This window comes from Bradyrhizobium commune, from assembly GCF_015624505.1.
Taxonomy (GTDB): Bacteria; Pseudomonadota; Alphaproteobacteria; order Rhizobiales; family Xanthobacteraceae; genus Bradyrhizobium; species Bradyrhizobium commune.
This window is the reverse complement of sequence record NZ_CP061379.1, coordinates 2,275,018-2,287,563: the sequence shown is the minus strand read 5'-3', so window position 1 is coordinate 2,287,563 and position 12,546 is coordinate 2,275,018. Positions and strand designations below refer to the sequence as shown.

Here is a 12,546-nt window from a genome sequence, read left to right as displayed (position 1 = left end):
GGCATGGCGCGTTGCGCCTTTGCCCACCCTGCGGCTACGCTCGCCTCTTCAAAGCAGAATGGCGCCGCGCATTGCTGCGCGGCGCCATTCGAACCTTGGAGACCTCAGATCAGAACTTCAGAGTGATACCACCGTAAACCGTGGACTCGGTGCAGCTATTGGTGCTCTGGCCAGTCGCGGCGATGGTGCAGACGCCGGGCATGGCGTTGTGGTCGAGGCCGAACTTGTTCTGCCAGTAACGGTAGGCAACCCAGAGGTCGACGAAGTGCGAGTACTTGTCACCCCAGACCGCCTTCGAAGCGTCGAAGGTCAGACGGATCGGTTCGCTGTTCAGCTCGACCTTGGAGGCGGTCGAGAGCCGGCCGGCACCCGAGAGGGCAGGCAGGCCGTTCGAGTCGCCCTTCGCACCATACCAACCGGCGCGGCCGCTGATCGAGAAGTACTGCATGCTCGGCGGCAGGAAGCCGAGATCCATGTAGTAGTTGATTTCAACGGCCCAGGTCGGGTTGTAGCTGACGTTACCGTCGGAGTTACAAGTCACGCCCGCAACGCCCGCACCGAACAGACCGCACTGCGTGAAGGCGTTGTGGTTCGAGAACTCCCAGTACATCAACGGAGCGACGTTGACGTAGCCCTTGTATGGAAGGTCGAAGGCGAACTGGAGACCGGCGACCACGTCGCGCTTGGCGGGCGCCAGGAAGTTGTTCTCGCTGTTGCCGTCCATACCGACTTCGAACGAGATGTTGTGCAACGGCCCCATGGTGAAGGCCTTGGTGTTGAACAGCTCGTTCCAGCCGAAGGTCGAGCGGAACAGGCCGTAGATCTCGGTCGCGCCAGCGCAGTTGCCGACGCCGCCGGTGATGGTCACGCCCGGCGCGGTACAGGGCGAGGCAGGGTCGTTATGACCCGACTTGAACATCGAGATCGTGAAGAAGTTGGTGCCGTAGGCCCACAGGTCGAAGTGGGTGAAGGAGTAGACCTGCTTGGCGGTGGTGCCGTTGATGCTGCCATCCGGGCGGGTGCTCCACATGCCGGGGTCAGTACCCTTCGGCATCCAGGAGAACGACACGCGGTCGTCGATCACCAGGAAGAACGGAAGATCAGGCGCCTTCTTGACGGCCTTGACCGGCAGATCAGCCGCCTGAGCCAAGCCGCCGGCGGCGAGCGTAGCAAGTGACAGCGCGGCTGCTGCAATTGCCTTGAAACGAAACGACATCCTGATACCCCCAAGTTTGAACACGTAAAAATGAACGTCCCTTGGTGCGACACTTGCGCCGAACTTCCGATGTGAGAAGCCTCATCTTTTTTCAAGGCGTGCCGCTTGTTTCAGCAGCAAGCAGTCTCCGACCCCGGAATTTCAATGGTTTTTGCACTGTGCCATTGCTTCCAGACGGCAATCCGACACCGACCATTGCCAGACATTTCCGTTTGATTTTGCTGTGGTTTTTCGTCAATCGGGCAACGCGACCGCGATCGCTGCGATGGCCGTCGGGAGATGCATACGAGCCGTGGCGCGTGTTTCATCAACTCAACGTCAAGCCTGCATAGCCGGTCCGATTTGGACTGAACCGTCACAATTCTGCAACAGCTGTTGCTGGCAGAACGCCATGGCGACGCCCATCCCGGAAGGGCTTTTCGAGCCCTCACCGAACAAGTGCAGCGACTCACCGCGGCGGCGCGCCTGCCGAAGCGTTGAGCAAGGGATGACGCTTTTTCACTACTTACGCAGCGGTTCAAACTAGCCCACTATTGAGGCACTTCACCCCCATGCAAGCGTATCAGCGAATGTTAGATCCGACGCCTAACGGCCTGCATTCCGGCGAGTCCCCGTTGCTCCAAACGCTCGGGCTCACCAAACGCTATGGGGATTTCCTTGCCAATGATTCCATCGACATCGACATCTGGCCGAAGGAAATCCACGCACTGCTGGGCGAGAACGGCGCCGGCAAGTCGACGCTGGTCAAGGCGATCTACGGGCTGATCCAGCCCAGCGCCGGCGAGATCCGCTGGCAGGGCGAACCGATCGTGCTGTCCGGGCCGTCCGAAGCTCGCAGCCGCGGCATCGGCATGGTGTTCCAGCACTTTTCGCTGTTCGACAATCTTACCGTCGCCGAGAATGTCGCGCTCGGCCTCGACGGCAAGGAATCCTTCAAAGACATGTCGGCCCGGCTTGAGCAGGTGTCAAAGACCTATGGTTTGCCGCTCGATCCAAGGCGTGAGGTCTGGCAATTGTCGGTCGGCGAGCGCCAGCGCATCGAAATCGTGCGCGCGCTGATGCAGGACCCGAAATTCCTGATCCTGGACGAACCCACCGCGGTGCTGACGCCGCAGGAGGCCGATCAGCTCTTCATCGTGCTGGAGCGGCTCAAGGCCGAAGGCCGCGCCATCCTCTATATCAGCCACAAGCTCGAGGAGGTGAAGCGCCTCTGCGACACCGCCACGATCCTGCGCGGGGGCAAGAAGGTCGACACCTGCAACCCCCGGCGCGAGACCGCCGCCTCGCTGGCGCGCATGATGGTCGGCGGCGAGATCAAGGAAGTGAAGGCGGCCGCCGGCCGGCAGACCACGATCCCGCGGCTGGTCGTCAACGACCTCTCGCTAGCGCCCGACGAGGCGCATGGCGTACGGCTCGAGCACATCTCGTTCGAGCTGAAGGGCGGCGAGATCCTCGGTATCGCCGGCGTTGCCGGCAACGGCCAGGATGAGCTGTTCGCCGCGCTGTCCGGCGAGCGGCTCTCCAAGGATCCCGGCACCGTGGTGATCGAAGGCATCGCCGCCGGCCACCTCTCGATCACCCGGCGCCGCAAGCTCGGCGCGGCCTTCGTACCTGAGGAGCGGCTTGGCCACGGCACCGCGCCGCGCATGAAACTGTCCGAGAATGCACTGCTCACCGGACATGCCGCCAGCGGCATGGTCAATCGCGGCTTCATCGACACCGCGGCCACGTTGAAGACCGTCGACCGCGCGACCGAGACGTTCGATGTGCGCAAGGCCAAGCGCGACCCGGAGGCTGCGAGCCTCTCCGGCGGTAACTTGCAAAAATTCATCGTCGGCCGCGAGATCCTGCGCAATCCGGCGGTGCTGGTGGTGAGTCAGCCGACCTGGGGCGTCGACGCCGGCGCCGCCGCCGTCATCCGCCAGGCGTTGCTTGATCTCGCAACAGCAGGCGCCGCCGTGCTCGTGACCAGCCAGGATCTCGACGAGCTTGCCGAGATTGCCGACCGCATCGCCGTGATGTTCCACGGCCATTTGTCGGAGCCGCTCGCCACGCGCGACGCAACACGCGAAAAGCTCGGCCTGTTGATGGGCGGCAGCAGCCTGGAGCCGAAGGAGGCCGCGCATGCAGTTGGTGCTTGAGAAGCGCGCCGAGCGCTCCAACACGATCGCGCTGGTTTCCCCGCTGATCGCCATCGGCCTGACGATCGTGACCATGACGATCCTGTTCGCGATCCTCGGCAAGAACCCGTTTCTCGCACTGCATGCCTATTTCATCGCGCCTCTGAGCGACAGCTATTCGCTGCAGGAGATCGCGGTGAAGGCGACGCCTCTGGTGATGATCGCGATTGGGCTGTCGCTCTGCTATCTCGCCAACGCCTGGAACATCGGTGCTGAAGGCCAATTCCTCATCGGCGCTGTTGCCGGGAGCTGGATTGCCGTGAAGACGCAAGGCACCGATGCCGGCGCCTGGGTGCTGCCGGCGATGCTCGTGCTGGCTGCGGCCGCGGGCGCGCTCTATGCGCTGATCCCCGCGATCTGCAAGGTGAAGTTCGGCGCCAGCGAAATCCTGACCAGCCTGATGCTGGTCTATGTCGCCGATCTGTTCCTCGATTACCTCGTGCGCGGCCCCTGGCGCGATCCGAACGGCTTCAACTTCCCGACCACGGCGGAGTTCGATCCCGTAGCGACCGTTCCGCTGCTGATCGAGGGCGGTCGGCTGCATCTCGGTTCCGTCATTGCGCTGCTGGTCGTCGCAGCTGCGGCGGTCCTGCTCGGGCGAACCATCAAGGGTTTCGAGATCCGTGTGGTCGGCGCAGCGCCACGTGCGGCGCGGTTCGGCGGCTTCAACGCCAACCAGCTGATCATCCTGACCTTCGCCGTCTCCGGCGCGCTGGCGGGCCTGGCCGGCATCATCGAGGTTGCCGGTCCCGTCGGCCATCTCCAGCCCGGCATCTCGCCGGGCTACGGTTTTACCGCGATCATCGTCGCGTTCCTCGGCCGGTTGAATCCGATTGGAATATTAATTGCAGGCCTTTTTCTTGCGTTGACCTTTATCGGCGGCGAGCAGGCGCAGATCGCGATGAAGATCCCGTTGGACGTCACCAAGGTTTTTCAGGGCATCCTGCTGTTCTACGTGCTCGCCTGCGATTCCCTCATCCTCTACCGCTTCAAGCTGGTGTTCCCGAACCGTCAGGTGGCCCGTGGAGCTGGTTGAAGCCATCATCCTGTCGGTGCTCGCCGCCTCGACGCCGCTCCTGATCGCGGCGACCGGCGAGCTCGTGACCGAGCGCTCCGGCGTGCTCAACCTCGGCGTCGAAGGCATGATGATCGTCGGCGCGGCCTGCGGCTTTGGCGGCGCCTGGCTCACGGGCTCGATCTTCATCGGCGCGCTGTTCGGCATCGTCGCCGGTACGCTGATGTCGTTGATCTTCGCGCTGATGGCGCTTGGCCTTGCCGTCAATCAGGTCGCGACCGGCCTCGCTCTGACCATTCTCGGCGTCGGCCTCTCCGGCCTGATCGGCGCCGGTTTTGTCGGCGAGCGCATCACGCCGGCGGCGCATCTCTACATTCCCGGCCTCACCGACTTGCCGCTGATCGGCCGCGTGCTGCTCGGCGAGGACGCCTTCGTCTATTTCTCCGTCGCGCTCATCATCAGCGTCTGGTGGTTTCTGTATCGCACGCGGGCGGGGCTCGTGCTGCGCGCCTGCGGCGACAGCCATGTCTCCGCGCATGCGCTCGGCTATCCGGTGCTGCGCATCCGCACCCTCGCCGTAATGTTCGGCGGCGCCTGCGCCGGGCTTGCCGGGGCCTATCTGCCGCTCGCCTATACGCCGTTCTTCATTCCCGGCATGACCGCAGGCCGCGGCTGGATCGCGCTGGCCCTGGTCGTGTTCGCGTCATGGCGCCCGGGCCGGCTCGTGATCGGCGCCTATCTATTCGGTGCGGTGACGATCCTGCAACTGCATGCGCAGGGCTGGGGCGTCGGCATTCCCTCGCAGTTCATGTCGGCGCTGCCTTATCTCGCGACCGTCATCGTGCTGGTCCTGTTGTCCCGCGCGCGCACCGGCGGCTCGACCGCGCCGGCCGCGCTCGGCACCGTGTTCGTGCCTGACCGCTGAGGTTTTCATTTCCGCGGCGTGCGCGATGGGGCGCGCACGTTGCGGATCGTGGCTTTCCCCGACTGTTTGGAGATTGACGATGAGGAAATCACTTCTTGCGCTGGCTGCCGGCCTTCTGCTTGCCGGGAGCGTCAGTGCGGCCTCCGCTGCCGACAAGTTGAAAGTCGGCTTCATTTACCTCGGCCCGATCGGCGACCTCGGCTGGACCTACCAGCATGAGCTCGCCCGCCAGGCGATGGTCAAGGAGTTCGGCGACAAGATCGAGACCACCTACCTCGAGAACGTGCCCGAAGGTCCCGACGCCGAGCGCGCCATCGAGCAGCTCGTCCGCGCCGGCAACAAGCTGATCTTCACGACCTCGTTCGGCTACATGGATCCGACGCTGAAGGTCGCGAAGAAGTATCCGAACGTGCATTTCGAGCACGCCACCGGCTACAAGCGCGACAAGAACATGTCGACCTACTCGTCGAAATGGTATCAGGGCCGCTACATCCAGGGCCTGATCGCCGCCAAGATGTCGAAAACCGGCGTGCTCGGCTATATCGGCTCGTTCCCGATTCCCGAGGTCGTCTCCGGCATCAACGCGACGATGCTCGCGGCGCAGACCATCAACCCGAACATCAAGGTCAAGATCATCTGGGCCAACACCTGGTTCGACCCGGGCAAGGAAGCCGACGCCGCCAAGGCGCTGATCGATCAGGGCGCCGACGTCATCATGCAACATACGGATTCGCCGGCCGCGATGCAGATCGCCAGCGAACGCGGCAAGCTCGCCTTCGGCCAGGACTCCGAGATGATTAAGTTCGGGCCCAAGACCCAGCTGACCTCGATCCTCGACACCTGGGCGCCCTACTACATTGCTCGCGTCAAGGCCGAGCTCGACGGCACCTGGAAGTCGGAAGATACTTGGGGCGGCCTCGACAGCCACATGTTCGCGATGGCGCCCTATACCAACATGCCAGACGACGTGAAGAAGATTGCCGAGGATGCCCAGGCGGCAATCACCGCCGGCAAGCTGCATCCGTTCAAATGCCCGGTCGTTGGGCAGGACGGCAAGGAGATCGAGTGCAAGGGCGGCGCCAATCTGGCGGACGGCCAGATCCTCGGCATGAATTTCTACGTCAAGGGCATCGACGACAAGCTGCCGGGCAAGTAGCACGCTTCTTGCATTGCTAAATCACCTGCTCCTCCCGGAGGAGGTTCGGAGGGGGTGGCCACGAGCACCCGGCACTTGTGGTCGCCCCCTCTTTCTATCTCGCCTAATCTGCCTACCCTATCCGGCCTGCATCGCACGCGCCGCGGAACTGTGGCGGCGGATGAGATCTGCGACGTCCAGTCCCGGGATCGCGCCGTCCACGACCGCCCATTTTCCCGCCACCATCACCCGATCGGCCCGATGCGCCCCGCACAGCACCACGGCGGCCAGGGGATCGCCGTGACCGGAGAAGCGCAGCTCGTCGAGCTTGAACAGAGCGAGGTCGGCGGCCTTGCCGACGGCGATCTCGCCGAGTTCCGGCCTGCCCACGCAGGCCGCCGAGCCCCTGGTGGCCCAGCGCAGCGCGTCCTTGTGGCTGACCTTCGTCACCCCATAGCGCGCCCGTTGCAGCAGGAAGGCCGCCCGTACCTCCTGCATCAGGTTCGATCCGTCGTTCGAGGCCGAGCCGTCGACGCCAATCCCGATCCCGACGCCCGCCTCCTCCATCTCGCACACCGGACAACAGCCCGACGCCAGCAGCTGGTTGCTGCAGGCGCAATGGCTGATGGTCGTCTTCGCCCTGCCGAGCCGCTTCATCTCATCGGCGTTGAAAAATATGCCGTGGGCGAGCCAGGTTCGCGCATTGAGCCAGCCGCATTGCTCGAGATAGTCGAGCGGGCGGCAGCCATACATCTGCTGGCAAAATTTGTTCTCGTCCTCGGTCTCGGCGAGATGGGTGTGCAGGCGCACGTCGAGCTTGTCGGCGAGATCGGCGGTGCTGCGCATCAGCGACGTCGTCACCGAGAACGGCGAACAAGGCGCGAGCGCAATCTGCACCATCGCATCGGCACCACGCTGGTGATGCTTTGCGACGACGCGCGCGCTGTCGGCGAGGATAGTGTCTTCATCCTGCACGACGCTGTCCGGCGGCAGGCCGCCGTCGCGCTGCGACAGGTTCATCGAGCCGCGCGTCAGCAGCACGCGCAGGCCAAGCCGCTTTGCGACTCCGACTTCGATGTCAACCGACTGCTCGAGCCCGGCTGGAAACACGTAGTGATGATCCGTCGTCGTCGTGCAGCCCGAAAGCAGCAGCTCGGACATCGCTACCGTGACGCCAAGCTCGAGCGATTCCGGCGTCATCCTCGCCCATACCGGATAGAGGGCCTGGAGCCAGGGAAACAGCTCGCGGTCCATCGCCGCCGGCAGCGCGCGCGTCAGCGTCTGGTAAAAGTGGTGATGGGTATTGATGAGGCCTGGCAGCACGACGTGCTGGCTTGCATCGAACGCCGCGACATCCGCAGTCGCGGGCGTCCCGCCTGCTGGAACGAGCTCGATGATCCGGCCGTCCTTCAATACGATCCCGCGCTCGGCGCCGTCGGCGAGGATGGCCAGGGGATCCCTGATCCAGATCGGCTTTGCGTCGCTCATATCGTGCGTCTCCTCACATCCGCTGACGGTACGCCTGCAAGGCCAAGGCCAGTCCGAGAGCGTGATTGCTGCGACTTGTTGTTGCCACTTGGCGCTGGTCTTGCAAGACTTTCCACATGCTAATTCACTCGATGCCAGCGTCGGCGCAGCCATGGACTTGAATACCATCACAGCGGTCGCCCATCCGCAAACGCGCTCCCAGCTGCCCGTTTGGACGTCAGGTGATGCTTGGCTCGCAGGCGGCACCTGGTTGTTCTCCGAGCCGCAAATCCACCTCGCGCGGCTCATCGATCTCACCGATCTGAAATGGCCTGCGCTGACGATGACGGAGAGCCACCTCAGTATCGCTGCGACCTGCACCATCTCGCAACTCGACGCGCTCGCCTCCCCGGCCGACTGGCTCGCCGCGCCCTTGATCAGCCAATGTTGCCGCGCCTTCCTCGCGTCCTTCAAGATCTGGAAGACGGCGACCGTCGGCGGCAATCTCTGCATGTCGCTGCCGGCGGGACCGATGATCTCGCTCACCTCGGCGCTCGACGGCGTCTGCACCATCTGGAAAGCCGGCGGCGGCGAGCAGAAGCTTCCCGTCGTTGATTTCGTCACCGGCAACCAGCGCAACAGCCTGACGCCGGGCGACCTGCTGCGGCAGATCGATCTCCCGCTTGCCGCACTGAAGCGCCGCTCCGCGTTTCGCCAGATCTCGCTCGCGCCGGTCGGCCGCTCGGCTGCGCTGCTGATCGGAAGTCTCGATGCCGACGGCACGATGACACTGACGGTGACCGCCTCGACGGTGCGCCCGGTTCGACTGTCGTTTCCCAAACCGCCCGATGCGAATACGCTCCACGATACGATCGTGCAGCAGATCACCGACGAGACGTACCACACCGACATCCACGGCAAGCCGCTCTGGCGCAAGCACATGACGCTGCGGCTCGCCGAAGAGATTCGCGGCGAATTATTGGATGCAACGCGGCCATGAGTTTTGAGATCAATGGCGCGATTTTTTCGCAAGAGCCGCGCGCAGGCCAGTGCCTGCGCACGTTCCTGCGCGAGCTCGGCCATTTCGGCGTGAAAAAGGGCTGCGACGCCGGCGATTGCGGCGCCTGCACCGTGCTGCTCGACGGCGAGCCCGTGCATAGCTGCCTGATCCCCGCCTTCCGCGCCGAAGGTCGTGCCGTCACCACGATCGAGGGGCTCGGCGGCGACGCCGGCGCGCATCCGATGCAGCAGGCGTTCCTCGACGCGCAGGGATTCCAGTGCGGCTTCTGCACCGCCGGCATGATCCTGACCTGCGCCTCGCTCAACCAGGCGCAGCAGCGCGATCTCGGCGTGGCACTCAAGGGCAACATCTGCCGCTGCACCGGCTATCGCTCGATCGAGGACGCGATCCACGGCAAGAGCAATGTCGAGGCGAGCGTCGAGGCCGGCGCCGCCTTCGGCCGCAGCCTGCCCGCGCCCGCCGGCCCCGATGTCGTGCGCGGCAAGGCGCGTTACACGTTCGATACTGCGATCGACGGGCTGCTCCACATCAAGCTGCTCCGTTCGCCGCACGCTCACGCCAAGATCGTCGCGATCGACAAGTCTGCCGCGCTCGCCGTTCCCGGCGTGCACGCGGTGCTGACGCATGAAGATGCGCCATCGGCGCTGTTCTCGACCGCGCGGCACGAGAAGGACTGGATGGATCCGGAGGACACCCGCATCCTCGACGACGTCGTCCGCTTCATTGGCCAGAAGGTCGCCGCCGTCGTCGCCGAGAGCGAAGGTGCCGCCGAGGAGGCTTGCCGACGGCTCAAGGTCGACTACGAGATCCTGCCCGCGGTGATCGATCCCGAACAGGCGATGGCGCCCGGTGCGCCGCTCGTTCATCCCGACCGGACCGCCGCGAACCGTGTCGCCGACGCCCGGCGCAACCTCGTGGCCGAAACACATGGCGAGTTCGGCGATGTCGCGGCGGCACTCGCCACATCGGCCGTCACCTACGAGGCCACCTACCGCAGTCATCGCGTCCAGCACGCGGCACTGGAGACCCATGGCGGCCTCGCCTGGCTCGACGCGGCTGGCGTGCTCAACGTCCGCACCTCGACGCAGGTGCCGTTCCTGACCCGGCGTGCGCTGTCGGACATTTTTCAGCTTCCCATGGACAAGGTCCGCGTGTTCTGCGAGCGGGTCGGCGGCGGCTTTGGCGGCAAGCAGGAGATGTTCGTCGAGGACATCCTCGCGCTCGCCGCGCTGAAGACGGGACGGCCAGTCAAGCTCGAGCTCACCCGCGAGGAGCAGTTCATCGCGACCTCGACGCGGCATCCGATGCGGGTCCGCATCAAGGCCGGCGCCGACGCCGACGGCAAGCTCACCGCGCTCCAGCTCGACGTGCTCTCCAACACCGGCGCTTACGGCAATCACGGCGGCTCCGTGATGTTCCATGCGGTGTCCGAGTCCATCGCCGTCTACAACTGCCCGAACAAGCGGGTCGACGGCCTCGTCGTCTACACCAATACGGTGCCGGCGGGTGCTTTTCGCGGCTATGGCCTGCCGCAGACGCTGATCGCGGTGGAGGCCGCAATCGACGAGCTGGCCAGACAGCTCGGCATCAGCCCCTACGACATGCGCAGGCTGAACATCGTCAGGCCCGGCGATCCCATGCTGTCGCCGCCGCCGTCGGAATATCACGACGTGCTCTACGGCTCCTATGGCCTCGACCAGTGCCTCGACCTCGTCGAGCGCGCGATGCAGGCCGATCAACCGCAGCCGGAGCTTTCGCCGGAATGGCTGATCGGCGAGGGCATCGCGCTGACCATGATCGACACCGTGCCACCGGCCGGCCACCTCGCCGATGCCATGATCGCATTGCGCGATGATGGCGGCTTCGATCTCACCGTCGGCACCGCCGAGTTCGGCAACGGCACCAGCACAGTGCACCGCCAGATCGCGGCGACGATTCTCGCGACCACTGTCGACAGGATCAACCTGCGCCAGTCCGACACCGCCCATGGTGGTCACGACACCGGCGCCTATGGCAGCACCGGCACTTTCGTGGCCGGCAAGGCCACGCATGCTGCCGCGATGCAGCTTGCGACCGACCTGAAGGCGGCGGCCGCCGGCGCCTGGCTCTGCGATGCGGGGACCTGCACCCTCGAGGACGACTTCGTCGTCAGCGGGGTGCGCCGAATGTCCTTTGTGGAGCTCGCCAAGCTCGCGCGCGAAGGCGGTCGTCCTCTCGCAGCGCACGGCGATTCCGCTGGCACGCCGCGCTCGGTCGGCTTCAACGTGCAGGGGTTTCGTGTCGGTGTGAACAAGGGCACTGGCGAGGTCAAGATTCTCAGGAGCGTGCAGGCCGCGGACGCCGGCGTCGTCGCCAACCCCATGCAATGCCGTGGCCAGGTCGAGGGCGGCGTCGCGCAGGCGCTTGGTGCTGCGCTCTACGAGGAGATGGTGATCGACGAGAGCGGCCGCGTCACCAATCCGAAATTCCGCGACTATCATTTGCCGTCCTTCGCCGACGTGCCGCGCACGGAGGTCCTGTTCGCCGAGACCTCCGACACGATCGGACCGTTAGGGGCGAAGTCGATGAGCGAGAGCCCGTACAATCCGGTCACCGCCGCACTCGGCAACGCAATCGCCGATGCCACCGGCATCCGCTTCACGGCGCCGCCGTTCAAGCCGGACCGGCTGTTTCCGGCGCTGCTCGAAAAATTCGGGTCCTAGCTGCCGCGATAGGTCGCGTAGCTCCAGGGCGTGACCAGGAGAGGCACGTGATAGTGGCTCTCCGGGTCGCTGATCGCGAAGCGCAACGGGATCTCGTCGAGGAACGGCGGATCCGACAGCGGCACGTTGCGCTCGACGTAGTATTTGGCGACGCTGAACTTGAGCTCGTAGCGACCGATCGGCAACGGGCGGCCGCCAATCAGCGGCTGGTCGGTACGGCCATCCGCGTTGGTGACGGTGCGCGCGATGACGCGGTTTTCGCCGAGCGCGGAGAGCTCGACGAGCTCAACCGGGATGCTAGGGGCGGGTTTGCCGGCGTGATTGTCGAGCACATGCGTTGAGAGTCGGCCATGCACCTTGAGCTTGTCGTCAGCGATGACGAGCTGATCGAGCCGCAGCGCCGAGATGCGTCCGATCTCCTCGATCGCGCGGCGCGTCTCGGTCTTGCCGATATTGAGCAAGCGCGTCTCGAAGTCGCGCAGCACTGAATCCTTGGTGTGGCGCCGCACGCAGACAATATAGGGGAAGCCGAATTTCTCGCGGTAGGCGTTGTTGACGCGCTCGAACGCCGCGTATTCGGCATCCGACAGCCGGTCGAGGCCAGCGCCGTTCTGCTCGTCGGTCGATTCTGCGGTCAGGCCCGCGGCGCGCTGGGTCTTGTTGGCGAGGTCGGGATGCGCCCGGATCAACGCCAGCTGCGCATCCGGTTCGGCACTCTGAATTGCCGCCATCAGCGCGGCATGCAGTTGATTGATCCCGGCGAACGGTCGCCGCACGGCGATCTGCTCGGCGATCCACGGTGAATATTCGACGACGTTGGCGAGCGCGGCGACGAAGTCGGCTTGGCTTGCGGCATTGAGATCGACGAGCGAAATTTGCGACATC

The 12,546-nt window shown here is 64.7% G+C and carries 9 protein-coding genes; 6 read left to right on the top strand and 3 right to left on the bottom strand.

The window, feature by feature from the left end; all coding sequences use genetic code 11:
• Window positions 1–109: 109 nt before the first annotated feature.
• Window positions 110–1,216, bottom strand: coding sequence for a hypothetical protein (locus tag IC761_RS10735; protein WP_195803213.1), 1,107 nt, complete (start codon window positions 1,214–1,216; stop codon window positions 110–112).
• A 569-nt stretch (window positions 1,217–1,785) separates the two neighbouring features.
• Here IC761_RS10735 and IC761_RS10730 point away from each other — a divergent pair.
• The 4 genes from IC761_RS10730 (at window position 1,786) to IC761_RS10715 (ending at window position 6,492) form a co-directional block, all read left to right on the top strand.
• Window positions 1,786–3,357: an ABC transporter ATP-binding protein gene (locus IC761_RS10730; protein ID WP_195803212.1), complete on the top strand. Its 1,572-nt coding sequence runs from the start codon at window positions 1,786–1,788 to the stop codon at window positions 3,355–3,357.
• Window positions 3,341–4,432, top strand: coding sequence for an ABC transporter permease (locus IC761_RS10725; RefSeq protein WP_195803211.1), 1,092 nt, complete (start codon window positions 3,341–3,343; stop codon window positions 4,430–4,432). Before IC761_RS10730 ends, IC761_RS10725 begins: the two co-directional genes overlap by 17 nt.
• Window positions 4,419–5,336, top strand: a complete 918-nt coding sequence (locus IC761_RS10720; protein WP_195803210.1) for an ABC transporter permease — start codon at window positions 4,419–4,421, stop codon at window positions 5,334–5,336. Before IC761_RS10725 ends, IC761_RS10720 begins: the two co-directional genes overlap by 14 nt.
• Window positions 5,337–5,415: 79 nt before the next feature.
• The gene (locus tag IC761_RS10715; protein WP_195803209.1) at window positions 5,416–6,492 is read left to right on the top strand and encodes a BMP family ABC transporter substrate-binding protein; all 1,077 of its coding nucleotides are present in this window, start codon (window positions 5,416–5,418) and stop codon (window positions 6,490–6,492) included.
• 117 nt (window positions 6,493–6,609) lie between these two features.
• Here IC761_RS10715 and IC761_RS10710 read toward each other — a convergent pair whose 3' ends face one another.
• A complete protein-coding gene (locus IC761_RS10710) occupies window positions 6,610–7,959 on the bottom strand; it encodes an 8-oxoguanine deaminase (protein ID WP_195803208.1) in 1,350 nt (449 codons plus the stop codon).
• A 151-nt stretch (window positions 7,960–8,110) separates the two neighbouring features.
• Between IC761_RS10710 and IC761_RS10705 the strand changes: the two genes are divergently transcribed.
• Both IC761_RS10705 and IC761_RS10700 read left to right on the top strand, forming a co-directional pair.
• On the top strand, window positions 8,111–8,938 hold the full coding sequence (locus tag IC761_RS10705) for an FAD binding domain-containing protein (RefSeq protein ID WP_195803207.1): 828 nt from the start codon (window positions 8,111–8,113) through the stop codon (window positions 8,936–8,938).
• Complete coding sequence (locus IC761_RS10700) at window positions 8,935–11,661, top strand: molybdopterin-dependent oxidoreductase (RefSeq protein ID WP_195803206.1); 2,727 nt, start codon at window positions 8,935–8,937, stop codon at window positions 11,659–11,661. The genes IC761_RS10705 and IC761_RS10700 overlap by 4 nt, the downstream gene beginning before the upstream one ends.
• Here IC761_RS10700 and uraD read toward each other — a convergent pair.
• On the bottom strand, window positions 11,658–12,545 hold the full coding sequence (uraD, locus tag IC761_RS10695; protein WP_195803205.1) for a 2-oxo-4-hydroxy-4-carboxy-5-ureidoimidazoline decarboxylase: 888 nt from the start codon (window positions 12,543–12,545) through the stop codon (window positions 11,658–11,660). The genes IC761_RS10700 and uraD overlap by 4 nt on opposite strands.
• Window position 12,546 lies beyond the last annotated feature (1 nt).

What these genes read in the sequence shown, in the direction of transcription:
- IC761_RS10735 (WP_195803213.1), bottom strand. Translation starts at nt 1,216, where the DNA reads ATGTCGTTTCGTTTCAAGGCAATTGCAGCAGCCGCGCTGTCACTTGCT.
- IC761_RS10730 (WP_195803212.1), top strand. Translation starts at nt 1,786, where the DNA reads ATGTTAGATCCGACGCCTAACGGCCTGCATTCCGGCGAGTCCCCGTTG.
- IC761_RS10725 (WP_195803211.1), top strand. Translation starts at nt 3,341, where the DNA reads ATGCAGTTGGTGCTTGAGAAGCGCGCCGAGCGCTCCAACACGATCGCG.
- IC761_RS10715 (WP_195803209.1), top strand. Translation starts at nt 5,416, where the DNA reads ATGAGGAAATCACTTCTTGCGCTGGCTGCCGGCCTTCTGCTTGCCGGG.
- IC761_RS10710 (WP_195803208.1), bottom strand. Translation starts at nt 7,959, where the DNA reads ATGAGCGACGCAAAGCCGATCTGGATCAGGGATCCCCTGGCCATCCTC.
- IC761_RS10705 (WP_195803207.1), top strand. Translation starts at nt 8,111, where the DNA reads ATGGACTTGAATACCATCACAGCGGTCGCCCATCCGCAAACGCGCTCC.
- IC761_RS10700 (WP_195803206.1), top strand. Translation starts at nt 8,935, where the DNA reads ATGAGTTTTGAGATCAATGGCGCGATTTTTTCGCAAGAGCCGCGCGCA.
- uraD (WP_195803205.1), bottom strand. Translation starts at nt 12,545, where the DNA reads ATGTCGCAAATTTCGCTCGTCGATCTCAATGCCGCAAGCCAAGCCGAC.